Annotated in this window: 27 protein-coding genes and 2 pseudogenes; 20 read left to right on the forward strand and 9 right to left on the reverse strand. The window is 67.0% G+C overall.

Annotated features, from left to right (window positions below):
• The first annotated feature begins 7 nt into the window (after nucleotides 1-7).
• The 13 genes and pseudogenes from CA951_RS17895 to CA951_RS17950 all read left to right on the forward strand — a co-directional run bounded on the left by CA951_RS17895 (nucleotide 8) and on the right by CA951_RS17950 (nucleotide 11,222).
• Nucleotides 8-1,027, forward strand: coding sequence for an NADPH:quinone oxidoreductase family protein (locus CA951_RS17895; RefSeq protein ID WP_087558127.1), 1,020 nt, complete (start codon nucleotides 8-10; stop codon nucleotides 1,025-1,027).
• Nucleotides 1,009-2,136, forward strand: a complete 1,128-nt coding sequence (locus tag CA951_RS17900; protein ID WP_087558128.1) for a thiolase family protein — start codon at nucleotides 1,009-1,011, stop codon at nucleotides 2,134-2,136. The genes CA951_RS17895 and CA951_RS17900 overlap by 19 nt, the downstream gene beginning before the upstream one ends.
• The gene (locus tag CA951_RS17905; RefSeq protein ID WP_087558129.1) at nucleotides 2,133-2,531 is read left to right on the forward strand and encodes a Zn-ribbon domain-containing OB-fold protein; all 399 of its coding nucleotides are present in this window, start codon (nucleotides 2,133-2,135) and stop codon (nucleotides 2,529-2,531) included. Before CA951_RS17900 ends, CA951_RS17905 begins: the two co-directional genes overlap by 4 nt.
• Nucleotides 2,532-2,576: 45 nt before the next feature.
• Nucleotides 2,577-3,557 (forward strand): phosphotriesterase, encoded by a 981-nt coding sequence (locus CA951_RS17910; RefSeq protein WP_087558130.1) that lies wholly within the window; start codon nucleotides 2,577-2,579, stop codon nucleotides 3,555-3,557.
• A 170-nt stretch (nucleotides 3,558-3,727) separates the two neighbouring features.
• On the forward strand, nucleotides 3,728-4,789 hold the full coding sequence (locus CA951_RS17915) for a phosphotransferase family protein (RefSeq protein WP_087558131.1): 1,062 nt from the start codon (nucleotides 3,728-3,730) through the stop codon (nucleotides 4,787-4,789).
• A gap of 30 nt (nucleotides 4,790-4,819) precedes the next feature.
• Nucleotides 4,820-6,055 (forward strand): acyl-CoA dehydrogenase family protein, encoded by a 1,236-nt coding sequence (locus CA951_RS17920; RefSeq protein WP_087558132.1) that lies wholly within the window; start codon nucleotides 4,820-4,822, stop codon nucleotides 6,053-6,055.
• 229 nt (nucleotides 6,056-6,284) lie between these two features.
• A pseudogene (locus CA951_RS45110) lies at nucleotides 6,285-6,497 on the forward strand (WhiB family transcriptional regulator); the annotation flags it as partial.
• A 129-nt stretch (nucleotides 6,498-6,626) separates the two neighbouring features.
• Nucleotides 6,627-6,755, forward strand: a complete 129-nt coding sequence (locus CA951_RS44315) for a hypothetical protein (RefSeq protein ID WP_256973932.1) — start codon at nucleotides 6,627-6,629, stop codon at nucleotides 6,753-6,755.
• A gap of 279 nt (nucleotides 6,756-7,034) precedes the next feature.
• Nucleotides 7,035-8,504 carry an aldehyde dehydrogenase gene (locus tag CA951_RS17930; RefSeq protein WP_087558134.1) on the forward strand — a complete coding sequence of 490 codons (1,470 nt, stop codon included), beginning with the start codon at nucleotides 7,035-7,037 and terminating at the stop codon, nucleotides 8,502-8,504.
• 42 nt (nucleotides 8,505-8,546) lie between these two features.
• Nucleotides 8,547-9,296: an SDR family oxidoreductase gene (locus CA951_RS17935; protein WP_087558135.1), complete on the forward strand. Its 750-nt coding sequence runs from the start codon at nucleotides 8,547-8,549 to the stop codon at nucleotides 9,294-9,296.
• Entirely contained in the window at nucleotides 9,293-10,174 is an 882-nt protein-coding gene (locus CA951_RS17940; RefSeq protein WP_087558136.1) for an NAD(P)-dependent oxidoreductase, read from the forward strand. The genes CA951_RS17935 and CA951_RS17940 overlap by 4 nt, the downstream gene beginning before the upstream one ends.
• Nucleotides 10,171-10,563, forward strand: a complete 393-nt coding sequence (locus tag CA951_RS17945; RefSeq protein WP_087558137.1) for a carboxymuconolactone decarboxylase family protein — start codon at nucleotides 10,171-10,173, stop codon at nucleotides 10,561-10,563. The genes CA951_RS17940 and CA951_RS17945 overlap by 4 nt, the downstream gene beginning before the upstream one ends.
• Nucleotides 10,560-11,222 carry a class I SAM-dependent methyltransferase gene (locus CA951_RS17950; RefSeq protein WP_087558138.1) on the forward strand — a complete coding sequence of 221 codons (663 nt, stop codon included), beginning with the start codon at nucleotides 10,560-10,562 and terminating at the stop codon, nucleotides 11,220-11,222. The genes CA951_RS17945 and CA951_RS17950 overlap by 4 nt, the downstream gene beginning before the upstream one ends.
• On the opposite strand, the gene CA951_RS17955 is transcribed toward CA951_RS17950, so the two are convergent.
• From CA951_RS17955 to CA951_RS17980, 6 genes are all read right to left on the reverse strand, one after another.
• Complete coding sequence (locus CA951_RS17955; protein WP_087558139.1) at nucleotides 11,198-12,286, reverse strand: prenyltransferase; 1,089 nt, start codon at nucleotides 12,284-12,286, stop codon at nucleotides 11,198-11,200. The two genes, CA951_RS17950 and CA951_RS17955, sit on opposite strands and share 25 nt — an antisense overlap.
• The gene (locus tag CA951_RS17960; protein WP_087558140.1) at nucleotides 12,283-13,023 is read right to left on the reverse strand and encodes a class I SAM-dependent methyltransferase; all 741 of its coding nucleotides are present in this window, start codon (nucleotides 13,021-13,023) and stop codon (nucleotides 12,283-12,285) included. Before CA951_RS17960 ends, CA951_RS17955 begins: the two co-directional genes overlap by 4 nt.
• On the reverse strand, nucleotides 13,017-14,264 hold the full coding sequence (locus CA951_RS17965; RefSeq protein WP_087558141.1) for a glycosyltransferase family 4 protein: 1,248 nt from the start codon (nucleotides 14,262-14,264) through the stop codon (nucleotides 13,017-13,019). Before CA951_RS17965 ends, CA951_RS17960 begins: the two co-directional genes overlap by 7 nt.
• Nucleotides 14,265-14,353: 89 nt before the next feature.
• Nucleotides 14,354-15,217, reverse strand: coding sequence for an LLM class F420-dependent oxidoreductase (locus CA951_RS17970; protein WP_087558336.1), 864 nt, complete (start codon nucleotides 15,215-15,217; stop codon nucleotides 14,354-14,356).
• A gap of 212 nt (nucleotides 15,218-15,429) precedes the next feature.
• Nucleotides 15,430-16,344 (reverse strand): SDR family oxidoreductase, encoded by a 915-nt coding sequence (locus tag CA951_RS17975; RefSeq protein WP_087558142.1) that lies wholly within the window; start codon nucleotides 16,342-16,344, stop codon nucleotides 15,430-15,432.
• A complete protein-coding gene (locus CA951_RS17980; RefSeq protein WP_373413930.1) occupies nucleotides 16,341-17,111 on the reverse strand; it encodes an SDR family oxidoreductase in 771 nt (256 codons plus the stop codon). Before CA951_RS17980 ends, CA951_RS17975 begins: the two co-directional genes overlap by 4 nt.
• 80 nt (nucleotides 17,112-17,191) lie before the next feature.
• Between CA951_RS17980 and echA20 the strand changes: the two genes are divergently transcribed.
• From echA20 to ipdC, 4 genes are read left to right on the forward strand one after another with little or no spacing between them, the layout of a single operon-like run.
• Nucleotides 17,192-17,968: a (7aS)-7a-methyl-1,5-dioxo-2,3,5,6,7,7a-hexahydro-1H-indene-carboxyl-CoA hydrolase gene (gene echA20 / locus CA951_RS17985; RefSeq protein ID WP_087558144.1), complete on the forward strand. Its 777-nt coding sequence runs from the start codon at nucleotides 17,192-17,194 to the stop codon at nucleotides 17,966-17,968.
• A gap of 5 nt (nucleotides 17,969-17,973) precedes the next feature.
• Nucleotides 17,974-18,867, forward strand: a complete 894-nt coding sequence (gene ipdA, locus CA951_RS17990; protein ID WP_087558145.1) for a cholesterol ring-cleaving hydrolase subunit IpdA — start codon at nucleotides 17,974-17,976, stop codon at nucleotides 18,865-18,867.
• On the forward strand, nucleotides 18,864-19,625 hold the full coding sequence (gene ipdB, locus CA951_RS17995) for a cholesterol ring-cleaving hydrolase subunit IpdB (protein WP_087558146.1): 762 nt from the start codon (nucleotides 18,864-18,866) through the stop codon (nucleotides 19,623-19,625). The genes ipdA and ipdB overlap by 4 nt, the downstream gene beginning before the upstream one ends.
• Entirely contained in the window at nucleotides 19,622-20,683 is a 1,062-nt protein-coding gene (ipdC, locus tag CA951_RS18000; RefSeq protein ID WP_087558147.1) for a (3aS,4S,5R,7aS)-5-hydroxy-7a-methyl-1-oxo-octahydro-1H-indene-4-carboxyl-CoA dehydrogenase, read from the forward strand. Before ipdB ends, ipdC begins: the two co-directional genes overlap by 4 nt.
• A 94-nt stretch (nucleotides 20,684-20,777) precedes the next feature.
• Here ipdC and CA951_RS18005 read toward each other — a convergent pair whose 3' ends face one another.
• Both CA951_RS18005 and CA951_RS18010 read right to left on the reverse strand, forming a co-directional pair.
• Nucleotides 20,778-21,059: a DUF2277 domain-containing protein gene (locus CA951_RS18005; protein ID WP_072938852.1), complete on the reverse strand. Its 282-nt coding sequence runs from the start codon at nucleotides 21,057-21,059 to the stop codon at nucleotides 20,778-20,780.
• A 114-nt stretch (nucleotides 21,060-21,173) separates the two neighbouring features.
• Nucleotides 21,174-22,412 carry a glycosyltransferase family 87 protein gene (locus tag CA951_RS18010; protein WP_087558148.1) on the reverse strand — a complete coding sequence of 413 codons (1,239 nt, stop codon included), beginning with the start codon at nucleotides 22,410-22,412 and terminating at the stop codon, nucleotides 21,174-21,176.
• A gap of 137 nt (nucleotides 22,413-22,549) precedes the next feature.
• Here CA951_RS18010 and CA951_RS18015 point away from each other — a divergent pair, with 137 nt between their 5' ends.
• Together CA951_RS18015 and CA951_RS18025 are read left to right on the forward strand one after the other, a co-directional pair.
• Nucleotides 22,550-23,143 carry a PadR family transcriptional regulator gene (locus tag CA951_RS18015; protein ID WP_087558149.1) on the forward strand — a complete coding sequence of 198 codons (594 nt, stop codon included), beginning with the start codon at nucleotides 22,550-22,552 and terminating at the stop codon, nucleotides 23,141-23,143.
• A gap of 323 nt (nucleotides 23,144-23,466) precedes the next feature.
• Nucleotides 23,467-23,670 carry a cold-shock protein gene (locus tag CA951_RS18025; protein WP_087558151.1) on the forward strand — a complete coding sequence of 68 codons (204 nt, stop codon included), beginning with the start codon at nucleotides 23,467-23,469 and terminating at the stop codon, nucleotides 23,668-23,670.
• Between the two features lie 14 nt (nucleotides 23,671-23,684).
• Here CA951_RS18025 and CA951_RS18030 read toward each other — a convergent pair.
• A pseudogene (locus CA951_RS18030) lies at nucleotides 23,685-24,561 on the reverse strand (IS5 family transposase).
• A 782-nt stretch (nucleotides 24,562-25,343) separates the two neighbouring features.
• Between CA951_RS18030 and CA951_RS18040 the strand changes: the two are divergent.
• Nucleotides 25,344-25,934, forward strand: a complete 591-nt coding sequence (locus CA951_RS18040; RefSeq protein WP_087558152.1) for a hypothetical protein — start codon at nucleotides 25,344-25,346, stop codon at nucleotides 25,932-25,934.
• Nucleotides 25,935-25,997 lie beyond the last annotated feature (63 nt).

Raw genomic sequence — 25,997 nt, forward strand, 5'->3', positions numbered from 1 at the left:
GCATTCCATGAAAACACTTGCACTGAAAAGCTATTCGGGTCCGTCCGGACTGCAGCTTGACGACGCGGAGATCAGCGACCTCGCCGACGGCCACGTCCTCGTCCGAGTCCACAGCGTCGGCATCAACTATCCCGACCTGCTCCTGACCCAGGGCAACTACCAGCTGAAGCCACCGCTGCCCGTGGTTCCGGGATGCGAGATCGCCGGCACCGTCGAACAAACATACGAGGGCTCGGGCTTCTCGGTCGGAGATCGCGTCGCGGCCTTCGTGTGGCAGGGCGGATACGCCGAGTACACCGCGGTGCCGGCCAACCATCTGATGAGGGTTCCGGACTCGATGTCACTGATCGCGGCGGCCGCGACGGTGGTCAACTACCACACGGTGCTGTTCGCCCTGCAGCGAAGGGCCGTGATGAGGCCGGGGGAATCGGTGCTGGTTCTCGGAGCCGGTGGCGGCATCGGCACTGCCGCATTGCAGGTCGCCCAGGGGTTGGGCGCGAGCACGGTGATCGCCGGAGTCGCCTCGACCGACCAGGTGGACACCGCACTGGGTGCGCTGCCCAGCGCGAAGGCGCTGGTGCTGGAGGAGGGATTCGCAGCGGCGGTCCGTGAGCTCACCGACGGTCGAGGTGTAGATGTCGTACTCGATCCGGTCGGTGACTGGATCTTCGACGAAGCGATCCGGGCACTGGCACCGGAGGGCCGACTCGCCGTGATCGGATTCGCCGCAGGGTCGATCCCGAAGGTCGCCGTGAACCGGCTGCTACTGCGCAACATCGGCATCGTGGGTGCTGCGTTCGGCGCGTTCCTGGGCATCGACTCGTCCCTCATGAGCGCGCAGAGCCGGACTCTCGCCGACCTCATCGACGCCGGAGCCGTGAACCCGCACATCGGTGCCACTTTCGAGTTTGACGAGATTCCCCGTGCACTCGACGAACTCTCGCGCGGACGCATCCGCGGCAAGGCAGTGGCAACGGTCAACGTGCACGACACCCAGGAGGACCCGCAATGCGCGGCAACACGGTAATCGCAGGATTCGGGCAGACTTCCGCGGGACGGCTGCCGGGCCGCGGGACGGACTCGCTCACCGCCGAAGCGGCAAGAATGGCGATCGCCGACGCGGGGATCGCCAAGGAGGAGATCGACGGCCTGTTCGTCAAGTACCCGACATCCGGTCACCGACCGATGTACGGGCAGACGATCGCCGAAGTCCTTGGAATCCAGCCTCGTATCGGCGGCGTGTGGGACCAGGGCGGTGCCACGAACATCTCCATGATCTCCTTCGCCGCCATGGCCATCGAACACGGCCAATGCGAGATCGCCCTGGTCACCACCGCGGACAACCCTAAGTCCGGCAGCCGACAGGCCTATGAACGGGCCTGGGGCGAGGACGCCATTCACGGATGGTTCGGTACACCGGCCGGGTACGCGATGATCGCCCGTCGTCACATGGAGGAATTCGGGACCACCCATGAGCAGCTCGGGGCGGTGGCCAAGGCCTGCCGCAGGCATGGAGCCGACAACCCCGCCGCCCAACTGCAGGCCCCCCTCACCCTGGACGAGTACATGGACTCGCCGTGGGTGGTCGATCCGCTCAAGCGCGCCGATTGCTGCCTGATCTCGGACGGAGGTGCCGCCGTCATCGTCATGAGCCGTCGGCGCGCCGAGACGATCGGGGTATCGCACCCGGTCTCGATCCTCGGCTTTGGCCAAGGACAAACGTCGTGGGAAGTGGCTCAGCGACCCACCCTGACCGAGACCGCTGCGGCGGTGTCGGCGAAGACCGCCTTCGCCATGGCCGGTGTTCGGCCCGCCGATGTCGACACGGCGCAGGTCTACGACTGCTTCACGATCACCGCGCTCATGACGCTGGAGGACTACGGGTTCTGCGCCAAGGGTGAAGGTGGGAAGTTCGTCGAGGACGGCTGCATCGAGATCGGTGGGGAGCTGCCAGTGAACACCTCCGGTGGTCTGCTCTCCGAGACAGGCATGCCCGGGATGCAGCTGGTCATCGAGGGTGTTCGGCAGATCCGGGGAACCTCGACCAACCAAGTCCGCGATGCGCGGGTCTGCGCCGTGGCCAATCAAGGAGGAATTATGCACACGCACTCGACTCTGGTGCTGGGGCAGTCATGAGTGCACTCACACCCGAAGTCACCGATCTGAACCGGCCGTTCTGGGACGGCGTGGCGGACGCTCGACTGCGCTATCAGCACTGCACCGAGTGTGGGCACAATTGGTTACCTGCCCGTGAGGAGTGCCCGGCCTGTCTTCAGCGGGCCGGCGAGTGGGCCGACTCAGCGGGGAAGGGAGAGCTCGTCAGCTGGGTCGTCTACCACCGATCATTCCATCCCACCTTCGACGATCTGGTGCCGTACGCCGTCGCGGTCATCGAACTGGCGGAAGGCCCGAGGATGATCGCAGGGCTCAGGTCTGCACTCGACGAGTTGACCATCGACGCCGAGGTGGATGTGCACTTCGGAGAACACGACGGTGTCGCGATCCCGTACTTCACCCTTACCGCGAAATAGTTCAGCCTTCACCAATACCAATGCACATACCGATTGGAGAGTCACATGACAACCGTCGAAACCCTCGAGGGTCCCGTTCTCGTGGAAGATCTCGGCCCCACGCTGGTGCACGAGCACTTCTTCGTCAAGAATCCGGAACTCGAAGCGAATTACCCGAACCCGGACTGGGACGAAGAGGCCATGGTCGAGAAGGCGGTCAACACCCTCGCCGCCCTCTACGACCGTGGTATCCGGACGTTCGTCGACCTGACAGTGATGGGCCTCGGGCGTTACATCCCCCGAATTCAGCGGATCGCTGCGCAAACCGACGTCAACATCATCGCAGCAACCGGGTTCTACACAGCCAAGGACCTGCCGATGTTCTTTCACAACAATGGCCCGGGTCTGATGATCGACGGACCTGAACCCCTGGTGAAGATGTTCATCGACGACCTCACCGTCGGAATCGCCGACACCGGGGTCAAGGCTGCGGTGCTCAAGGTCGTCACGGACACACCGGGCATCACCCCCGATGTCGAACGCGTCATGAACGCCGCCGCGATCGCACACCAGGAGACCGGTGCGACGATCATGACCCACACCAACGCGGCACTGAAAACTGGCCTGCTCCAGCAGGAATTCTTCAAGAAGGCCGGCGTGCCGCTCGAGAACGTCGTCATCGGCCACTGCGGCGATTCGACCGATATCGGATACCTCCGTACCCTGATGGACAACGGGTCCACCATCGGGTTGGACAGGTTCGGTCTCGAGAACCTGCTCGTCGACACCAAGCGAACCGAGATCGTCGCGGAGCTCTGCAAGCTCGGTTACGCCGAAAAGCTGACCATCTCGCACGATGCGCCGCTGTTCACCGTGAACCGGTCGGCGGCGTGGCGGGCAAGCACCGTCCCGAACTGGAACAACACCAACATCTCGGACAACGTCATCCCTGCCCTGCGTGAACTCGGAGTCGACGACGACACCGTGCACCAGATCATGGTGACCAACCCCGCTCGTATCCTCGCCGGCACGAAGGCCGCTCAATAGAACAGACAGGACGGGCCGGTCGCCCCCGATAAGGCGGCCGACTCACCAGTGCGTCGGGGCGGTGCCCCGCACCGGCGAGACGGACACCGTCGTCGAGTTTTCCTGGGGCGCAGCCGAGGACCTCACCGCCGCAGAAACACTGTCACCTCATTGACGAAAGGAACGGCCTCATGTCCGCGAACCCGGCGGGAACGACCACCGACCTCAATCTCGGCGCTCTGACCGACTATCTCGGAAACGCACTTCCCGACGGACTAGCCGGGGATCTGGCTTCATCCCTGATCGGCGGTGGTCGCTCGAACCCCACCTATCACCTCTTCGATGGAGCACAGTCATGGGTAATCCGACGACCTCCGTACGGGCATGTGCTGCCGAGCGCGCACGACATGAAACGGGAATACACCGTGATCGATGCACTGGGCGCGACGGCGGTGCCCGTGCCGCGCGCCGTGCACCTGTGCGAGGACACGTCCGTTCTCGGAGCCCCGTTCTACCTGATGGAACTGGTCGAGGGCATTCCCGTCGGCACGTTGGAACAGGCGTCCGCGCTCGACGTGGACGAGCGCCGGCACCTCGGATTCGACCTGGCGGATACCCTTGCGGCACTACACGACATTGCCCCGTCGGCCATCGGTCTCGGCGGGTTCGGGCGGCCCGACGGCTATCTGGAACGGCAGCTGCTCCGATGGTCACAGCAGTGGGACGCCTCCCGCATCGTTGACCGCCCTGAAGTGACCATGCTGCTCGACAAGCTGCGCTGTGCGCTTCCGCGCAGCCGGTTCCCGGGGATCGTGCACGGCGACGTGAAGCTGGACAACGTGCTGGTCGCCCCGGATGACCGGGCGCGGATCGTGTCGGTCCTGGACTGGGAGATGGCCACCCTCGGCGACACGCTGGCCGATGTGGGCATCATGCTCGGGTTCTGGGACATGCCCGGGCAGACACCGAACCCGATCACACGTGGACTAGCGACCCTGGACGGGTTCCCCTCACGCAGTGAGATGCTCGAGCGGTACGCGTCGGCGCGGGGAATCGACCTGCCGAACATGGACTGGTATGTCGTGTTCGCCGACTTCAAGCTGGCCGTCATCATGGAGGGCATCGCGGCCCGGCACGCCAACGGGGACACCGTCGGAGACGGATTCGACGGAGTCGCAGACATGTCTGCCGTGCTGCTCGACCGTGCGCTCGATGTCGCAGCCGCATCTTCCCTGTCCGAACTTCGTCGCTGACATCCCAGCCTCCAACAGGAGTAGACCAGAATGGATTTCGAGTACAGTCCGAAGGTGCGGGAGCTGCAGTCACGGCTGACGGCGTTCATGCAGGAGCGGGTGCTACCCGCAGAGAAGATCGCGGCCGAGCAGTTGGCGAGCAAACCGAACTGGTGGGGTGCGCCGCCGATCATGGCCGACCTGAAGGCGTCCGCGAAGCGACAGGGCCTGTGGAATCTGTTCCTGCCGGCCCACACCGAAGCCGGTGCAGGGTTGGCCAATCTCGAGTACGCACCACTCGCCGAGCTGACTGGGTGGAGCCCTGCGCTGGCGCCGGAGGCGCTCAACTGCAACGCACCGGACACCGGCAACATGGAACTACTCGACCGGTTCGGCACGGAAGAACAGAAGCAGCAGTGGTTGCGTCCCTTGCTGGACGGCGAGATCCGGTCCTGCTTCTCGATGACCGAACCGGACGTGGCGAGTTCGGATGCGAACAACGTGCGACTCGAGATCGCCGAGGACGACGACCATTGGATACTGACCGGCCGCAAATGGTGGACCACCGCGGCGCTGCGGGACGACAACCGGGTCGCGATGGTGATGGGTGTGACCGATCCCGATGCCTCGGTCGGATCCCGACACTCCATTGTGCTGGTGCCGATGGACACGACCGGTGTCGCAGTCCAGCGGTCCACATCGGTGCTCGGATTCGACGACCGGCATGAGGGTGGCCACGGTGAGATCGTCTACGACGGAGTGCGGGTACCGAAGGCGAACCTCCTCGGCCCACGCGGCAGGGGGTTCGCGGTGGCACAGGCCCGGCTCGGCCCGGGTCGGATCCACCACTGCATGCGACTGATCGGGATGGCCGAACGCGCGATCGCACTGATGACCACGCGGGCACGCACCCGGATCGCGTTCGGTCGTCCACTCGCCGACGAGGGTGTCGTGCAGGCCACCGTGGCAGATGCGCGGATCGCGGTCGATGCGGCACGCCTGATCGTGCTGCGGGCTGCGTGGCGAATGGACACCGAGGGGGCGAAGGCCGCCCGCCACGACGTCGCCGCCGCAAAGGTGCTGGTCCCGCAGACCGTCAAAACGATCGTCGACAACGCCATCCAGATCTTCGGCGGCGCCGGCCTGTCCCAGGACACCCCGCTGGCGATGCTGTACTCCCAGGCCCGGTTCCTGCAGATCGCCGACGGTCCCGACCAGGTCCACCGCCGCTCCCTCGCACGCGCCGAGTTCGACACGACCCCCGCCCTGCGAGAAGTCCGCGGATGAAGGTCATCCGCCGTCTCTCACGAGCGACGAGCGGTTCACCGAACTCCTGTGCGAAGCACATATCGGACCACGGTTCGTCCACACATACTCGCCGAGCTCCTCGATGATCGGTCGCCGTCCCCCGCCACGTTGTCGCGGGCTTCGACCATGCGTCATCCGTAGCGGGTCGCCGCACCGCCGAATGCGGACACCGGGCGGGGCGGAGCCTCACCCACGAAACCGTCGAACCATGCCGACGTCACGGCCTTCCAGGCACATCAGGCCGACCATCGAAGACTGGGACTGGCAGACCAGTGGACTCTGCCGGTTCTTGGACCCCGATCTGTTCTTTCCTCGCGAAGGAGAGCGCCTCGCAGCGCGCATGCGAAGGGTGCGGGTCGCGAAAGAGATCTTCAAACGATGCGTCGTACAGACCCAATGCCTCGCGTCGGCGCTAAGCGCTGACGAAAGCGTCGAGGTCGGGGCGCACAAGCGACACCGAGCGGCGCCAATTGGTCGCCGAAGCGAACGTCCCACATTCGTCGATGCCCGGCGACGAGACCGCATTACCGTGGGGCACGAACACTCGGTCATGCAAGCTGCGATCGCGGCCACCCGGACGAACCCCGTGACAGCGCCGACGCTGTTCGTCCTCGTCCGCAACGGTTGTTGCGCCGCCCACGACCTGCATCCCCGGATGACGACGGGCGCGAAACGGTAGCCCTCGACAGACCACCTGAGACCAACGTCGAACTGTGAGATCTCCCCGACGGCCTCACCCTGCGCGTCGAAGGACCTTCCCGCGTGCAGACCCCCGTCACCACCAATCGGCCCGAGCAACGCGCCCCGCACCGCGCGGCGGGCAGAGCCCCGGCTGTCGGCTCGGGCGAAATCCCGGGAACTCGTCATTGCGGCATCCAGTTGTTCAAACTATAGTCCAGACACATGTCCAGTTTTCAGAGATCGCTGTGACACTCACCCGACTCGGAAGCGAAAATCCATGACTCTGCGCCCCACCGACAGCTCTGCTCTCCTGATCGACGGCAAACTGATTCCCGGTTCCGGCGGCACGTTCGAGGTGATCAACCCGGCCACCGAGGAAGTGCTGGGACGGGCCGCCGACGCGACCGAGTCCGACATGGACGCCGCGATCGCCGCGGCCCGGCGAGCATTCGACCACACCACGTGGTCCCGCGACCACGCCTTCCGCGCCCGCTGCCTGCGACAGCTGCGCGAAGTACTGGAGTCCCACATCGAGGAACTGCGCGAGCTCACCATCGCGGAGGTCGGCGCGCCCGCCTTCCTCACCAGCGGACCGCAACTCGAGGGCCCGGTGGCCGACCTCGGCTATTTCGCCGACCTCGCCGAAAGCTATGCCTGGGAACAGGATCTGGGCGTCGCCGAACCGATGGGCATCAAGACCCGCCGACGCGTCCTCAAGGAGGCCGTCGGGGTGATCGGGGCCATCACGCCGTGGAACTTCCCACACCAGATCAACTTCGCCAAGATCGGCCCCGCGCTGGCGGCCGGCAACACGGTAGTGCTCAAACCGGCCCCCGACACCCCCTGGTGCGCTGCCCTCGTCGGGCATCTCATCGCGGAGGAGACCGATCTCCCGGCGGGCGTCGTCAACATCGTCACGTCGAGCGACCATGCCCTCGGCGCGCAACTCGCAACCGACCCCCACGTCGACCTCGTGTCGTTCACCGGTTCGACCACGACGGGGAAGGCCGTCATGGCGGCGGCGTCCCAGTCGTTGAAGAAGGTCTTCCTCGAACTCGGCGGCAAATCCGCGTTCATCGTGCTCGACGACGCCGACCTCGCCGGGGCGTGCGGGATCGCCGCGTTCACCGTGTCCACCCATGCGGGGCAGGGTTGCGCCATCACCACCCGGTTGCTGGTGCCCCGTGAGAAGTACGACGAGGCAGTCGAGGCCACCGCCCGCACACTCGGCGGACTGAGCGCGGGCGATCCCACGAAACCCGGCACCATCTGCGGGCCACTCATTTCCGCCCGGCAACGCGCCCGGGTCGAGGAATACCTGCGACTCGCCCGGGAAGAGGGCGGCACGATCGTGGTCGGCGGCGGACGCCCCGCCGATCGGGAGCGCGGATTCTTCGTCGAACCCACCCTGATCAGCGGCCTCGACAACACCGCGAGGGTGGCACGGGAAGAAATCTTCGGACCGGTGCTGGTGATCATTCCGCACGACGGTGACGAGGACGCGATCAGCATCGCCAACGACTCGCCGTACGGGCTGTCCGGGTCGGTGTGGGGCACGGATCCCCCACGGGTGCAGCGCGTGGTCGAGGGCGTGCGCACCGGGACGCTCAGCGTCAACGGCGGCGTCTGGTATTCCGCCGACGCCCCGTTCGGCGGTTACAAGCAGTCCGGGATCGGCCGCGAGATGGGTGTGGCCGGTTTCGAGGAATACCTGGAAACCAAGCTGGTCGCGGAGCCGGCCCGATAATACGCCGGCGAGCCGGCCCGATAGTGCAGGGAGTCAATCGATATGGGACGTTTCGACGGTAAGACGGCCATCGTCACCGGCGCCGCACAGGGCATCGGCGAGGGGTACGCGCGCGCCCTCGCCCGCGAGGGCGCCAACGTGGTGGTGGCCGACCTCAACGCGGAACTCGGCGAGACCGTGGCCAAGCAGATCTGTACCGACGGCGGGATCGCGGTGTTCAAGGACGTCGACGTCGCCGACGAGGCCTCGGCACAGGAACTCGCGGCGTTCACCGTCGAGAAGTTCGGCGGCATCGATCATCTGGTGAACAACGCCGCGATCTACGGCGGCATGAAACTCGACCTGCTGATCACGGTGCCGTGGGACTACTACAAGAAGTTCATGGCCGTGAATTTCGACGGCGCCCTCAACGTGACGCGCGCCGTGTGGCCGGCGATGAACGAACGCGGGGGCGGCTCCATCGTTAATCAGTCGTCGACGGCGGCGTGGCTGTACTCCGGCTTCTACGGCCTCGCGAAAGTCGGGATCAACGGCCTCACCCAGCAACTGGCTCACGAGGTGGGCGGCATGAACATCCGGGTCAACGCCATCGCGCCCGGGCCGATCGACACCGAAGCCACCCGCACCGTGACGCCGGGAAATATGGTGGCAGACATGGTGAAGACGTTGCCGCTCAAACGAATGGGCACCCCCGACGACCTCGTCGGCGCCTGCCTGTTCCTCCTCTCCGACGAGGCCAGCTGGATCACCGGGCAGATTTTCAACGTCGACGGCGGACAGATCTTCCGATGACCACGACAGAACAGGTGTCCGTCGGCTACATCGGGCTCGGCAACATGGGTGCGCCGATGGCGAAGCGGCTGCTCGACCGGCCGGGCACACTCGTCGTGTGCGACACCCGGCCGGAGGCGCTGGAACCGTTCGGCAAGGCGGGCGCGAAGATCACGACGAATCCGCGGGAGGTCGCGTCGAACGCGGACGTCATCTCGGTGACCGTGCTGAACGACGAACAGGTCCGCGCGGTGGTCACCGAACTGCTCGACACCGCGCGACCGGGCACGGTCGTGGCGGTGCACTCCACCATCAGCGACGTCACCGCCGTCGAACTCGCCGACCGGTGCCGGGCGCACGGCGTCGACCTGATCGACGCACCCGTCAGCGGCGGCGCCCCTGGGGCGCACCAGGGGAAGCTGGCGGTGATGGTCGGGGCGAGCGACGACGCGTTCGAGAAGGTCCGGGAACCGTTCGGGCACTGGGCCGAACTGGTCGTGCACGCCGGCGACGTGGGCGCGGGCACCCGGATGAAGCTGGCCCGGAACCTGCTGCACTTCGTCTCGTTCACCGCCGCCGCCGAGGCGCAGCGACTCGCCGAGGCCGCTGGACTCGACATCACCGAACTCGGCAAGGTGGTCCGCCACACCGACGCGATCACCGGTGGCGCCGGCGCGATCATGCTCCGCGACACCACCGACGCGCTCGACGAGGACGACAACTGGTACCCGATCATGTCCCACGTCCGGGACCTCGGGGAGAAGGACCTGTCGCTGGCGATCGGGCTCGGCGCCCGACTCGACGTCGCGCTGCCACTCGCGCACCTCGCGCTGTCGGGTCTCGGTCCGGGACTCGGCGTCGACAGCACCGTGGACAAGAACGAGGAGGAGCAGCCATGACCGACGACACCCGCACCCGCGGCCTGGCCATGATGGAGAAGGTCTACGGATTCGAGATGCAGGACGGCCCCGGCGCGCATTTCGCCGTCACCGCCGACCACCTGTTCGCCGACATCTGGTCGCGGCCCGGGCTGAGCATCCGCGACCGCCGGCTTCTGCTGCTCGGGGCGCTCACCGCGCAGGGACTCGTCGACGTCGCCGAGATCCAGGTGGGCGCGGCCCTGCACAACGAGGAACTGGACGAGGACCAACTCCGCGAGATCGCCCTGTTCCTGTGCCACTACGTGGGCTGGCCGTTGGGGACGAAACTCGACGCGATGATCGGCGGAGTGCTACACAAGCGGAAGAAAGCGGCCAGAGCGGCCGCCCCGGACGCAGAGGCCACATGAGCACCGAACATCTGACACCAGAGCTACTTCGACTCGCCGACTCCGTCCCCGGCTTCATGCCGGAGGACGAGGGGACGGCCCTGCACGAGGCCGCGATGCAGTACCTGACTCCCGGCGGGGTGGGCGTCGAGATCGGCACGTACTGCGGCCGCTCGACGATCTATCTCGGGGCGGCGGCGAGGGCGCGCGGCGCCCGCGTCGTCACCGTCGACCACCATCACGGTTCCGAGGAGCACCAGCCGGGCTGGGAGTATCACGAACCGGCGTTCGTCGACCCGCACACCGGACTGCTCGACACGGTCGGGCGGTTCCGGCACACGATGGCCGATTCGGGGCTCGAGGAGTACGTGGTGGCGGTGCTGGGCCGGTCGTCGACGGTGGCGACGTTCTGGCGCACCCCCGTGAACTTCGTGTTCATCGACGGCGGGCACACGTCGGAAGCGGCGTCGGCGGATCTCGAGGGGTGGGCGCCGTGGGTGACCGTGGGCGGCGCCCTGGTGATCCACGATGTGTTCCCGAACCCCGCCGACGGTGGGCGACCGCCGTTCGAGATCTACGAACGAGCACTGGCGACAAGACAATTCAAGGAAACGTCCGTCACCGGGTCACTGCGCGTCCTCGAGCGGGTGGGCGGTCAGACCGGCGAACCGCTGGCCTGACAGTAGTCGCCGCACCGGTCGAGGCCGATCGGTAGTCCCACGGGCAGCGCCGCGTCCCGGAAGATTCCGTGTCCGGGAGTGGTGCGGGACAACGCGTCCGCGGCGAGGATCATCGCCCCGCCCGTCCACGTGGTCTGCTCGACCGGCCACCGCTTGCCGTCGCTGTAGACGAGACCGGTCCAATACGAGCCGTCCGGGTCCCGCAGATGCTGCATGGCGGTGAACTGCGCGAGCGCGCGGGTGTGCTCCCCCATCGCGTCGAGCGCCAGTACCAGCTCGCACGTTTCGGCGCCGGTCACCCACGGCCGGTGGTCCACGCAGCGGATGCCGAGTCCCTCGACCACGAAGTCGTCCCACCGCGAATCGATGCGGTCCGATGCGGTCTCACCGCGGACGGCGCCCCCGAGGATCGGGTAGTACCAGTCCATGGAGTATTCGTCCTTGATCGCGAACGACTCCGGGTGCTGCCTGATCGCGTGGCCGAGTGTGTATTTCGCGAACTCCCATTCCGGCTGCGGGTCGTCGACCAACCGGGCGAGCAGGAGACCGCAGTGCAGGCTGTGGTGAATGCTGGAGTTCCCGGTCAGCAGCGCCTCGGTGCAGTCCTGGCCGTTCTCGCCGCGGGCCCACCAGATTTCGCCGCTGAGCGCCTGCATGTCGACGACCAGGTCGAGGCCGCCCTGCACCGACGGCCATAGCCTGTCGACGAAGTTCCGGTCACCGGTGATCAGGTAGTGGTGCCACACCCCCACCGCGAGATACGCGCAGAAGTTGCTGTCGGAATCGTGATTTTCGACGGTTCCGTCGCGGAACTTCATCGGCCACGAACCGTCCGGTCGCTGCGTGCGCCGCGACCACTCGTACGCACCCTCCGCCTCGTCGAGCAGCCCGGCCGCCGAGAGGGCCATGGCGGATTCGACGTGATCCCACGGGTCGGTGTGCCCGCCGGCGAACCACGGCAGCGCCCCCGACGACTCCTGCGCTGCCGCGATCGACCGTGCCGTCTGCCTGACCTGGCTCTCCGACAGCACGTTCGGCACCGACGGGACGCCGACGGCTCTCACCGCGGCGCCTTCACCACGCTCGGTTCCCTCGGCTTCTCGAGGTAGAACACGACGCTCTTGCCGACCACCGGGTTGAGAACCTTCTCCGCGGTGCGTGTCAGCCAGGGCGCTTTCATCATGTCCCACACCAGAACCTGGTGGTAGGCCTTCGCGAGGGGATTGTCGTTGTTCTCCACCCCCACCGCACATTTGAGCCACCAGTACGGGGAATGCAGGGCGTGCGCGTGGTCCCGGCCCCGGACCTCCAGCCCGGCGGCGGTAAGCTTTTCCGCCAGTTCGTCGGCGCGGTAGATGCGGACGTGGCCGCCCTCCACCTCGTGGTACGCGTCGGACAGCGCCCAGCAGATCTTCTCCGGCAGCCACCGCGGAACCGTCACCGCTGCAACACCACCCGGCTTGAGGATGCGGGTCAGCTCGGCGATGGCGCGGCCGTCGCGGGGAACGTGTTCGAGCACCTCGGAGATGAGGACGACGTCGAACGTCGCATCCTCGTACGGCAGATTCAGCGCGTCGCCGACCTCCACCCGCGCAGAGGCGCCTGCGGGTACCTCACCGACCTCGGCCATCGCCACGAACATCTTCTCGACGTCCGCGAGTTCGTCGGCGTTCTGGTCGAAGGCGATGACGTCGGCGCCGCGTCGATACAGCTCGAACGAGTGCCGTCCGGCACCCGCCCCGATGTCGATCACCTTGTCGCTGGGCTTCACACCCAGCCGGTCGAAGTCCACTGTCAGCACGATCGGCCTCCTTGACGGGTCTGCGCTATCGCTTCGGCATAGGTCTGCGCGGTTGTCGCGGCCACTGCGGCCCAGCTGTAGCGCTCGAGCACGCGGCGGCGGCCACCGTCCCCCAGCCGGGCGCGGCGCTGCGGGTCGTCGAGCAACGCGCCCAGCACGTCCGCGAGTTCCTGCGGGTCGCCGGGCGTCACCAGCACCCCCGCCTCCTCGTCCGTTCCGATCACCTCGGGAATGGCACCTGCACGGCTCGCGACCAGTGGGGTACCGCACGCCATCGCCTCGACGGCGGGCAGCGAGAAACCTTCGTACAGCGACGGGACGCACGCGACGTCGGCCGACGCCAGCAGCGCCGCCAGTTCGCTGTCGTCGATGCCCGACACGGTGCGGACGACGTCGCCGATGGCCAGATCCTCGATGAGCTTCTCCGTGACGCCGCCGGGTGCCAGCTTGGTGACCAGCACCAGTTCGACGGCGCGCTCGGTGTGCGCCTTCGCGACCGCCTCGAGGAGCGTCGACACCCCCTTCAGCGGCATGTCGGCGCTGGCGATGCACACGATGCGGCCCGGCACCCGCGCGGCGGACGGGGGTCGGAAGACCTCGGTGTCCACACCCAGCGGGATGGTCCGCAGGTTCGCGGCGCGAACGTCGAACGCGGCACTGATGTCGTCGGCGGACGACTGCGACACCGTCAGCAGCGCGGGGATGGCGCGCGCCACCCGCTTCTGCATGCGCAGGAAGCCGTACCAGCGGCGGACCGTCACCTTGCGCCACCACTTCGCCGACGCGAGATCCAGTTCGCGGTCGCGGGTGATCGGGTGGTGGATGGTGGCGACGACGGGGAGCCCGGCCCTCTGGAGTTGCAGCAGCCCGTAGCCGAGGCACTGGTTGTCGTGCACCACGTCGAACTCGTCGGCGCGCTCCTTCAGCAGTCGGGCTGCCCGGAGGCTGAACGTGAGCGGCTCCGGGAAACCGGCCGTCCACATGGTCGCGACCTCGAGCACGTCGACGTCATCGCGGAACTCGCGCGGGTGCGGCGTTCTGAACGGATCCGGCTCGCGGTACAGGTCGAGGCTGGGGACCTTCGTCAGCGTCACCCGGGGGTCGACGTCCGGGTACGGCTGGCCCGAGAACACCTCCACCTGATGGCCGAGTTCGACAAGCTCACGGCTGAGATGGCGGACGTACACACCCTGCCCACCGCAGTGGGGCTTGCTTCGGTACGACAAGAGTGCGATGCGCACGGACTTCGGCCTCTCCTCGAGCAACTGGCAAGCAATACTAGAACACGTTCTTACCCGAGTGTGTCCTCGTTCCATCCAACCGCACTCACTCACCCCACCGCGGTCGACTCGCGCAATCCCTCGAGTTTTCCCGCCAGCCGTCCGAGGTAGGCGAGGACCTCCTCCTCGCTGCGGTCGGGCACTCCGTACACCACTTCGGTGACGCCGAGGTCCTTCCAGCGACGCAACTTGTCGACGTCCGGCTTGCCGTCGAGCACGACGATCCGCGGTTCGCCGTCCCTGCCGGCCTCGTGCCACATCCGTCGCAGCGCGGCGACGCGGTCGTCGATGTCCTGCTCGATCGGAGTGGTCATCCAGCCGTCGGCGGACTTCACGATCCATTTGAAGTTCTTGTCGTTGCCTGCGGCGCCGACGACCACCGGCGGCACCCGCACCGGCTTGGGCCACGCCCAGCTCGGACCGAAGCTCACGAACTCGCCGTCGTAGGACGCCTCGTCCTGTGTCCACAGCGCGCGCATCGCCGCGAGGTATTCCCGCAGCATCGTCCGGCGCCGCCCCGGCGGGACGTTGTGGTCGGTGAGCTCGTCCAGATTCCACCCGTACCCGACGCCGAGGATCACCCGCCCGCCGCTGAGGTGGTCGAGCGAGGCGATCGTCTTGGCCAGCGTGATCGGATCGTGCTCGACGGGCAGCGCCACCGACGTGCCCAGTTCGATCCGCTCCGTGACCGCCGCCGCCGTCGCGAGGGCCACCCACGGGTCGAGGGTGCGCATGTACCGGTCGTCGGGCAGCGACGCGTCGCCCGTCTGCGGATGCGCCGCATCGCGTTTCACCGGAATGTGCGTGTGCTCGGGCACGTAGAACGAGTCGAATCCATTGGCCTCTGCACCCCTCGCGGCCGAGGCCGGCTCGATCCCGCGGTCACTCGTAAACAACGTTATGCCGAATTTCACGAATTCTCCTTGGCCGAGAGCCATTTCCTTCATGCACACTAACTTCTGGACACCTGTTTATCAATGTGTCCAAACAACTCTCCAGTTCTCCGGGCGGCCGGACGAACGGGACGCTCGTTGGATCTGACGCAACGGGCGTCCCGTTCGTCCACGGGGCAGGTGGGCCAGGTGAGCGGCAATGCGTCCCCCAGCACACATCGCCACTCACCTGCTCAGGCGCCGTAGACCGGGACCGGGTCCTCCGCCTTCGCGAGCAGGTCGGCGACGACGGGCCCGATCTCCTTCGGCTCCCAGCGCGCGCCCTTGTCCTGGGTGGGACCGTGCCGCCAGCCCTCGGCGACAGTGATCTTGCCGCCCTCGACCTCGAATACCCGCCCGCTCACGTCCTTCGACTCCACACTGCCCAGCCACACGACGAGCGGGGAGATGTTCTCCGGCGCCATCGCGTCGAAGCCCTCCTCGGGGGCGGCCATCGCCTCGGCCATCGCGCCGCCGACGCCGACCGTCATCCGGGTGCGGGCGGCGGGTGCGATCGCGTTGACGGTGACGCCGTAGTTCCTCAACTCCGCGGCCGCCTGGATTGTCAGCTCGGCGATCCCCGCCTTCGCGGCGGCGTAGTTGCCCTGCCCGATCGAGCCCTGCAGTCCGGCACCGGAACTGGTGTTGACGATCCGGGCGTCCACCGGATTGCCCGCCTTCGCCTCGGCCCGCCAGTACGCGGCCGCGTGCCGCAGCGTCGCGAAATGTCCCTTGAGATGCACCCGCACGACGGCGTCCCACTCCTGCTCGCTCATTCCGACGAGCATGCGGTCGCGCAGGAACCCGGCGTTGTTCACCAGCACGTCGAGCCGGCCGTACGTGTCGATCGCCGTCCGGATCAGGTTCTCGGCCCCGGCCCAGTCCGCGACGTCGTCGCCGTTGACGACGGCCTCGCCGCCCGCGGCCACGATCTCCGCGACCACCTGCTCGGCGGGACTCTCCCCGGTCGCGGAACCGTCGAGCCCGGCCCCGATGTCGTTGACCACGACCTTCGCCCCCTCGGCGGCGAACGCCAGCGCGTGGGCGCGTCCGATTCCGCGCCCGGCGCCCGTCACGATGACGACGCGACCGTCGACCACTCCACTCATGCCTTCTCCTCTGTAGATACCGTTGCTGCCGCCAGGAAGGCGGGACGTTCCCCGCCGCCGTGGACGGTCAGTGTCGAACCGCTGACGTACGCCGCCAACGGTGAAGCCAGGAACACCGCGCAGTTGCCGACGTCCTCGGGGCAGGCCATCCGGCCCAGCGGGACCGTGTTCCCGACGGCCGCAATTCCCTCCTCGTCCCCGTAGTGCAGGTGCGCGAGTTCGGTGCGGACCAGGCCGACGACCACCGAGTTGACCCGCACCTTCGGCGCCCACTCGACCGCCAGGCTGGTGGTGAGGCTGTCGACCCCGGCCTTCGCCGCCCCGTACGCCGCGGTGCCGGGGGAGGGCCGCGATCCGCTGACGCTGGAGATGTTGACGATCGCGCCACCTGAATCCTGCGTCTGCATCTGAGCATTCGCCACCTGCGAGACGAGCAGCGGGGCAAGGAGGTTCAGCTCGACGATCTTCGAGTGGAACTTCGGGCTCGCGTCCGCCGCGAGGGCGAACGGCGCCCCGCCTGCGTTGTTGACCAGCACGTCGAGGCGGCCGTGGCGCTCGACGATCCGGTCGACGAGACCCTGCACCTGCTCCGGGTCGCGGATGTCGCACGGCAGGAATTCGGCGGCGCGTCCGTCCACCTCCACGGGGTCGTCGCCCGGCCGTCGAGCGCAGGCGACCACCGTCGCACCCGCCCGCAGGAAGGTGCGGCTGATTCCCGCGCCCACCCCGCGAACTCCGCCGGTCACGAGCACGACACTTCCGGTCATGTTGGAACCTGTTTCCATCGTGCTACCCTACCAAGCAATTGCTTGGTGCGTGAAGTGTGGATCTGACGAGGAGAAATGCAGTGGGAATTCGGAGCGAGACAGATCCGGGGGGCATCACCACGGTCACCGTCGACTACCCGCCCGTGAACGCCATCCCCTCCCGGGGCTGGTTCGAGCTGGCCGACGCCGTGCTCGACGCGGGCCGGAACCCGGACACCCATGTGGTGATCCTGCGAGCGGAGGGACGCGGGTTCAACGCCGGCGTCGACATCAAGGAAATGCAGGCCACCGACGGGTACGGCGCGCTGGTCGACGCCAACCGGGGCTGCGCGGCCGCGTTCGCCGCCGTCTACGACTGCGCCGTGCCCGTCGTCGTCGCGGTCAACGGGTTCTGCGTCGGCGGCGGCATCGGGCTGGTCGGCAACGCCGACGTGATCGTGGCATCGGACGACGCCGTCTTCGGACTGCCCGAGGTCGACCGCGGGGCACTCGGCGCCGCCACCCACCTCGCCCGGCTCGTCCCCCAGCACATGATGCGCACCCTGTACTACACGGCGCAGAACGTCACCGCCCAGCAACTCCAGCACTTCGGGTCGGTGTACGAGGTGGTGCCGCGCGAGAAACTCGACGACACCGCCCGCGACATCGCCGCCAAGATCGCGGCCAAGGACACCCGGGTCATCCGATGCGCCAAGGAGGCGATCAACGGCATCGACCCCGTCGACGTCAAGACCAGCTACCGCCTCGAGCAGGGCTACACCTTCGAACTCAACCTGGCGGGCGTCGCGGACGAGCACCGCGACGAGTTCGTCGAAACCGGCAAACCCCGCTCCAACTCGAACAACAGGAAAGGCTGACATCGATGGCGAGCAAGCGCGACAAGAGAATGTCGCTCGACGACGCGGTCGGGGAACTGCGCAGCGGAATGACCATCGGCCTCGGCGGCTGGGGTTCGCGCCGTAAGCCGATGGCGCTGGTCCGGGCGTTGCTGCGCTCGGACGTCACCGACCTCACCGTCGTCACCTACGGCGGTCCCGACCTGGGGCTGCTCTGCTCGGCGGGCAAGGTCAAGAAGGCCTACTACGGCTTCGTGTCCCTCGATTCGGCCCCGTTCTACGACCCGTGGTTCGCGAAGGCACGCACCGGCGGCGAGATCGAGGTTCGCGAGATGGACGAGGGCATGGTCAAGTGCGGACTCGAGGCCGCCGCCGCCCGGTTGCCGTTCCTGCCGATCCGCGCCGGACTCGGCTCCGACGTCCGGAACTTCTGGGGCGACGAACTACGCACCGTCACCTCCCCCTACCCCGACGCGTCCGGAAAATCGGAGACGCTGATCGCGATGCCGGCCCTGAATCTCGATGCGGCACTGGTGCATCTGAATCTGGGCGACAAGCACGGCAACGCCGCCTACACCGGAGTCGACCCGTACTTCGACGACCTGTACTGCGCGGCCGCCGAGAAGCGGTTCGTCTCCGTCGAACGCGTGGTGGAGACCGAGGAACTGGTGAAAACCGTTCCGCTGCAGAACCTGATCCTCAACCGCATGATGGTCGACGGCGTCGTCGAGGCACCGAACGGCGCCCACTTCACCCTCGCAGGCGACAGCTACGGCCGCGACGAGAAGTTCCAGCGCCACTACGCCGAATCCGCGAAGACCCCCGAGGGATGGCAGCAGTTCGTCGACACCTACCTGTCCGGCAGCGAGGACGACTACCAGGCGGCCGTGAAGCGATTTGCAGAGGAGTCCCAGGCATGACCGAAACGACCACCGACGTCACCCGCGCAGAGTACTGCGCGATCGCGTGCGCCGAGATCTTCTCCGGCGCAGGCGAGATCATGGCCAGCCCCATGGCGACGCTACCGTTGATCGGCGCCCGCCTCGCACGACTGACCACCGAACCCGACCTGCTCATCACCGACGGCGAAGCGCTGATCTTCGCCGACACGCCCGCCGTCGGCGCGAAGGCACCGATCGAGGGCTGGATGCCGTTCCGGAAGGTGTTCGACGTCGTCGCGTCCGGTCGCCGCCACGTGGTGATGGGCGCCAACCAGATCGACCGGCACGGTAACCAGAACCTCTCGGCGTTCGGCCCGCTGCAGCAACCGACCCGGCAGATGTTCGGCGTCCGCGGCGCGCCCGGCAACACGATCAACCACCCCACCAGCTACTGGGTGGGCAAGCACACGTCGCGGGTGTTCTGCGACAAGGTCGACATCGTCTCCGGCGTCGGCTACGACCAGATCGACCCCGGCAATCCGGCCTACCGGTTCCACCACCTGCACCGGGTGGTGAGCAACCTCGGGGTCTTCGACTTCGGCGGACCCGGACACACGTTCCGGGCGCTGTCGCTGCACCCCGGCGTCACCGCCGAACAGGTCGCCGAGAACACCTCGTTCGAGGTCGCCGGTCTCGACGACGCACCCGTCACCCGGGACCCGTCCGAGGAAGAACTGCGGCTGATCCGCGAGGTCCTCGACCCCCGCACCCTGCGCGACCGGGAGGTGTCGGTATGAGCACGCTCCGCACCGCACTGACCGAACTGGTCGGTGTCGAACACCCGGTCGTGCAGACCGGAATGGGCTGGGTCGCCGGACCACGACTCGTCGCGGGCACCGCCAACGCCGGCGGTCTCGGCATCCTCGCGTCGGCCACGATGACATACGAGGAACTCGCCGCCGCGATCACGAAGACGAAGACACTCACCGACAAGCCGTTCGGCGTGAACATCCGCGCCGACGCCACCGACGCCCGGCAACGCATCGACCTGCTCATCCGGGAGAACGTGCGCGTCGCGTCGTTCGCTCTCGCCCCCAAGCAGGAACTGATCGCGAAGCTGAAAGCCGCCGGGGTGGTGGTCATTCCGTCGATCGGTGCCGCGAAACACGCGAAGAAGGTGGCGTCCTGGGGCGCCGATGCCGTGATCGTGCAGGGCGGTGAGGGCGGCGGTCACACCGGTCCCGTCGCCACCACCCTGCTGCTGCCGTCGGTGCTCGACGCCGTCGACATTCCCGTCGTCGCCGCGGGCGGCTTTTACGACGGCCGTGGACTCGCCGCCGCCCTCGCGTACGGCGCCGCCGGCGTCGCGATGGGCACCCGCTTCCTGCTCACCCAGGAATCGACGGTCCCCGACTCCGTCAAACAGGAATACCTCGCCCGCGGACTGCAGGACACCACCGTCTCCCGCAAGGTCGACGGCATGCCCCACCGGGTCCTCAACACCGAACTCGTCGACAGCCTCGAACACTCCGGCAACGTCCGCGGACTCGTCGCCGCCGCCCGCAACGCGTCGAAATTCAAGGCCATGACCGGCATGAAATGGTCGACGCTCGTCAAGGACGGTCTCGCCATGAAGAAGTCCGGCGACCGCACCTGGCAGCAGATCATCATGGCCGCCAACACCCCGATGCTGCTCAAGGCCGGGCTCGTCGACGGCAACACCCACGCCGGCGTCCTCGCCTCCGGTCAGGTCGTCGGACTGCTCGACGACCTGCCCACGTGCAAGGACCTCATCGACGGCATCGTCGCCGACGCGATCAAACGCATCGACGCACTCGGCGGCCTGCGCGCCTGAGCCTGAACCCGAGCGCAACGAACGGGACGCTCGTTGGATCTGACGCAACGAGCGTCCCGTTCGTCCGGCTAGGAAGAAGCGGCCTTCGCCGCGCTCAGCTGGATGACGCGGCCTTCGCCGCGATGCGCGCCCGGACCTCCGGCCGTCGCAGCGGGGGCACGGTCTGCGGTGGCTGCTTGCGCGCCGGCAGTGCGGCGAGGAGTTTCGTGGTGGCCTCGGTGACGACTGCAACCGCTTCCTCGAACGGTTCACGGTTGGCGTCGGAGAGCTTCTGGATTCCGCTGACCTTCCGGACGTATTGACGCGCCGCCGCCTCGATCTCCTCCGCGGTGGCCGCCGGTTCGAGTCCGCGCAGCTCGGTGATGTTTCGGCACATGACTCGACGATAGCGCCGCCCGGTCCTCCGCGCGGCTCGTCGGCGCCGGGCGAATGTACCTCTCGGCGTTGCCGAGGCGCCCGAAGGTACATTCGCCCGGCGGGAAAGCGGGTGTCAGCCGCGGGCAGGCTGCAGGGCATCGGCGTCCGCGTCGGCGTCCGCAGGCACGGCGTCGGGCTCGACGTCCGGGAGCGGGGTGCGCGACCGCGCGGCCACGACGGCGGCGCCGAGCAGGACCAGGGCGACGAGGCACTGCGAGCTGCCGATCACCTCGCGGACGGCGGCCTCCACCCAGCCGGACGAGGACGACTGCAGCACGAAGTTGGGGCCGATCAGGAAGATCAGCGTCGCGGCGCCGATCAGCGGCCGCCAGCTGCGGTACTGCGGTGCGATCAAGATCGGAATCAGCAGGATGCTGTACGCCCAGTGGTGGGTGACGGCGAACGGCGCGGCGAGCAGCGACGCCAGGGCCACGACAGACAGTGCGATCAGGTGCTCACCCGACCGGGTGAACCGGTACGCCGACCACGCGGCGGCGGAGACGATGACGGCCGCGCTGAGCACCCAGAGCATGCTGGCCATCCTGCCCTCCGCCCCGAGCCGCGCGATGACGCCGGTGACGGCCTGGTTGCGGAAGAAGTCGGGCGCGCCCGCACGGCCGGTGGCGAAGAATTCGGTGGTCCAGAACCACACCGACGACCGCGGCAGGAGCCAGAAGCCGAGTCCGACGGTGACGAGGATCGTGGCGAGCGACCGTCCGATCGAGCGGAAGTCGCGGCGGACGAGCAGGACGAGCAGGAAGGCTGCCGGAGTAATCTTGATCGCCGCGGCGAGGCCGATCGCGATTCCGCGGAACCTCTTCGGGATCACCCCGGTGCAGTCGGCGACCACGAGCGCCATCAGGATGATGTTGATCTGACCGAAGTCGAAGTTCGAGCGCATCGGCTCGAGGAGCAGTACCGGCCCCATCCACAGAAGAGCGAGAAGTTCGGGGCGGCCGACGTCGAGTTTCGACAGCGCCACCTTGACCATCCACCACACAAGCCCGAGGTTGAGCGCGCACCACAGCGCCTGCAGGACCGCGGGGTCGATCTCCGCCATCGGCGCGAAGAGGATCGCGGCGAACGGTGCGTAGATGAACCTGAACCCGGAACTGCTCGGGAAGTCCGCGGAGTAGAGCGGCAGCCCGCTGACGAAGGCGTGGCCGGCGTCGCGGAACACGGAGAGGTCCATCAGGTAGCCCGTTGCCGCATCGAACTCTCGGTAGGCCACCACCCCCACGGAGAGGACGCCCACGAGGAACGCGACGGCATGGAGACGATAATCCCTGAACTTCGATTCACTCTGTAACAAGAATTTGTTCTTTCATGATCGGCGTCGTGGTCAACGATCCACCGTAGCGGGCCGTGACCCAATCGTGACAAAGGCGAGGTCGTGCCGTCCGAACCGCGTGCTTCGTCATAGTTTATTTAGACTGGTATATTTCGACCATGCCTGGACGCGTGCTCGACAACCCCCTCGTCCTGCCGGTGCTCGGCCTGCTCCTCGAATCGCCGATGCACCCCTACCAGGTGGAGGTCACGCTGCGCGAGCGCAGCGAGGCCGGGCAGTGGCCGCTCAACCGCGGCTCGCTGAACAATGTGGTCGCCGCCCTCGCGGCGGCAGGCTGGATCGAGGAACACGAACGCGCGCAACGCGAAGGGCGGCCCGCCCGCACCGTCTACGCCCTCACCGACGCCGGGCGCACGGAACTGGTCAGCCGACTGGACGTCCAGATCCGCAGCGCCGCACGGGAGTTCTCACCGTTCTTCGCCGCGATCAGCTATCTCGGCGCACTGGGACGCGAGGGCGCCGTCGATGCGCTCACCGAACGCGCCCAACGGCTCACCGCGAGAATCGAATCCGACCAGGACAAGCTCACCCGGGCACTCGGCGACGGAGCGCCTTCGCTGTTCGTCGTCGAGGCGGATTACGCACTCCATACGGCACGGGCCGAATTGGACTGGATCGCGTCAACGATCGCAAGTATCCGCGACGGTCGCCTCGCGTGGCCCGCACCGCCGATCCACGACGTGATCGCGTGAACCTCCCGTTCGGCATCTACCCCGGCAGCCTAACGGGCGACGTGACTGCAGAAATTGTGGAGTCGGTTGACCAGGGATTTTCCTGGAGCCGGACACGCGTCGGGTTTGTCGACGTCGGCGGAGGGGGTGCTTCGCGGGTCCGGCTCTCGGTGGTCGATGACTGGCCGGGGAAGTCGGGGGGCTCGGTAGGTGTCGAGCGGTATGTCCGCTGCGGCTCGGATCGGGTGTGGTCGTCGGGGAACGGTTCTTCGGGTGGCAGGATCAGTGGTATCGAGATCGGGGATTCGATGTGAGTGCCCGGATCGAGGTTGTAGGGAGTTTGCATGGCGCAGGGCATCGTGAAGTGGTTCAACGGCGAGAAGGGCTTCGGTTTCATCGCACCCGACGACGGGACTCCGGACGTCTTCGTGCACTACTCGGAGATTTCGGGCAGTGGCTTCAAGTCGCTCGATGAGAACCAGCGTCTGGAGTTCGAGGTGGGCCAGGGACAGAAGGGTCCGCAGGCCACGAATGTGCGGGCTGTCTAACTAGAGCGTGTCTGCTATTTGCGGACACGGTGATGAATAACAATCGCGCCGAGGAGTACGCCACCGAGGAAGGTGGTGGCGTACTTGTCGTAACGCGTGGCGATGCCACGCCATTGCTTGAGTCGCCCGAAACCACGCTCGACGGTGTTGCGTTCGCGGTAGAGGTCCTTGTCGAATGCCGGCGGTCGACCTCCATCCGGCCCCTTGGCCTTGCGGCGTCGGATCTGGTCACGGCGTTCGGGAATGGTGTGCGAGATTCGGCGTTCCCGCAGATGCTTTCGAGTCCTCGGATGCGAGTACGCCTTGTCGGCCAGCAGCCGGAACCTTTCGGTGTCGTGGGCGCGATGTGCGTCGAGCAGCGGCGCCAGGTACGGGTTGTCGCCCGCCTGCCCCGGCGAGAGCAGCAGCGTCAGCGGGCAGCAGAACGTGTCGGTGAGGGCGTGGATCTTGGTGCTCAGCCCACCCCGGGAGCGGCCGAGTGCGTGGTCGGCGGGTTCGTTGGCCAGATTCTTGTCATTCGACCGAGCCCCCTGTGTGCGCATCGGTCAGGGCACCGGCCGAATGCTGGTGGGCGCGGACAACGGTCGAATCGATCGACAGCAGCCGTTCGAGCTGTTCCTCTCGTTCGGGTGCTGCCGCCCGCACCGCGGCGAACATCCGCACGTAGGTGCCGTCGTCGGACCAGCGGCGATGCCGTTCCCAGATGGACTGCCACGGACCGAAACATTCGGGCAGATCGCGCCACGGTGACCCGGTACGGAACCGCCAGACGATTCCCTCCAGCGTCAACCGATGATCGTTCCACGGCCGCCCCCTCCGTCCCGCCAGAGAAGGAAGGACGGGTTCGATCACAGCCCACAGGGCATCGGAAATCTCGTTGGCACGCAACACGGGGACAGTCTCGAGCATCCAACCGCCAATATTTGGCAGACACGCTCTAGTCCGCGGGGCCGCACCCGGTGGGTGCGGCCCCATTCGTCAGCCGGATGAGGATCCGCTACCGGTCGGACGAATCCGACCCGCGAAGGGGCCAGGTGTCATCTCGAATCTCAAGGCTCCCAAGCTCGCTGCGTCGATGTACCGGTGGGCGATCATCCGCGAATGGATCGGTGCCCGCCGGCCAGACCAGGGTCGCCCGAAACTGGAACCCTCCTAACCGGATGTCTCCCAGTCAAAGTCAACCTCTTGACCGACGATCAACTCTCGCTTGCCGGTCTCGGGGTGACGTACCGCAACCGTGGACCAGATCACCCAGCAACCGCCCGGGGTCTCCGGCGAGTCAATTACGCCGAAGAGGTCGTGGTCATTCCATTCCCGGACCACGCCACGAGTGCTCATGGTTCCCACGGTCACAGACATCGCCACCGAATACGGATCACCTATCGGACACGAACCTCCCGCATCACACACCTAGTCCAAGGACCCACCTGGGCACTCCTCACTGCCCATGGCGGTATCCGGTGACTGCGACGGTCATTCCCTCTTCCCCTCTTCGGCGCGCGGGAGGTGGTGTTCCGTGACGACCAACGTGGGCGGCCTCGTTGCACTGTTCCGCACCACCCAGCGCGACGCCTCAGACTGACTCTCGTGACTACGGGCAGGGACCGGGTCACGCCGGGGGCCGCTACCGGCCATCTGGCGGTGGTGCCAGCCGGAGCGTTCACACTGGTCGAATGAGTATCACACGGTGCGACGATCTGTCGGCTGCGCACTGGCTTCAGCAACGAGTCGAAAATTGGGCGCGGCTGGCGGCCCGGGGGCCGGTCGCCTTCGACAAGTACGCACGCCTACGGTTCATCCCAGACCCGACCTATTCGGCGCAAACGGAAGGCGATGCCCAACGTGACCCGAATGGGCTGTCCGACAACGAACAACTCGGGGTAGTTCTGGCCGACCTTGCCCGTTATACCGGCACGCCTGATGACTGCTATTTCTGCATCTGGGACGGCTGGCCGAGCTTCACCGCCGACGATCCGACGCCGAAGATATCGATCCCGAACCGCGACTACTTCCTGTTCCACGGAACCCTGGCCGACTTCGCCGACTGGGACGCCCAGATCAAGGTGCTGCTGCACGACATCGAAGCTCCCACCCCGGCGTTCGTATGGCCGGTCGATCACGCATGGTGCGTGACCTGCGACATCGATCCTCACTTCGCGGCGATCGGCGGTGCCTCCGACGCGATCGATCGGATTGTGGCAGACCCGCGTGTCGACGTCGTCGTCGATGATCCCGGCACGGAACCCCCGTACTACTCCTCCTGAGTGGGAGCCACTTGCGGGTCTGCCGGGCGCAGATCGTGTGTGTCTCCGTGCTCCCAGGGTTGG

It is taken from the genome of Rhodococcus sp. NCIMB 12038 (genome assembly GCF_002165735.1).
GTDB lineage: Bacteria > Actinomycetota > Actinomycetes > Mycobacteriales > Mycobacteriaceae > Rhodococcus_F.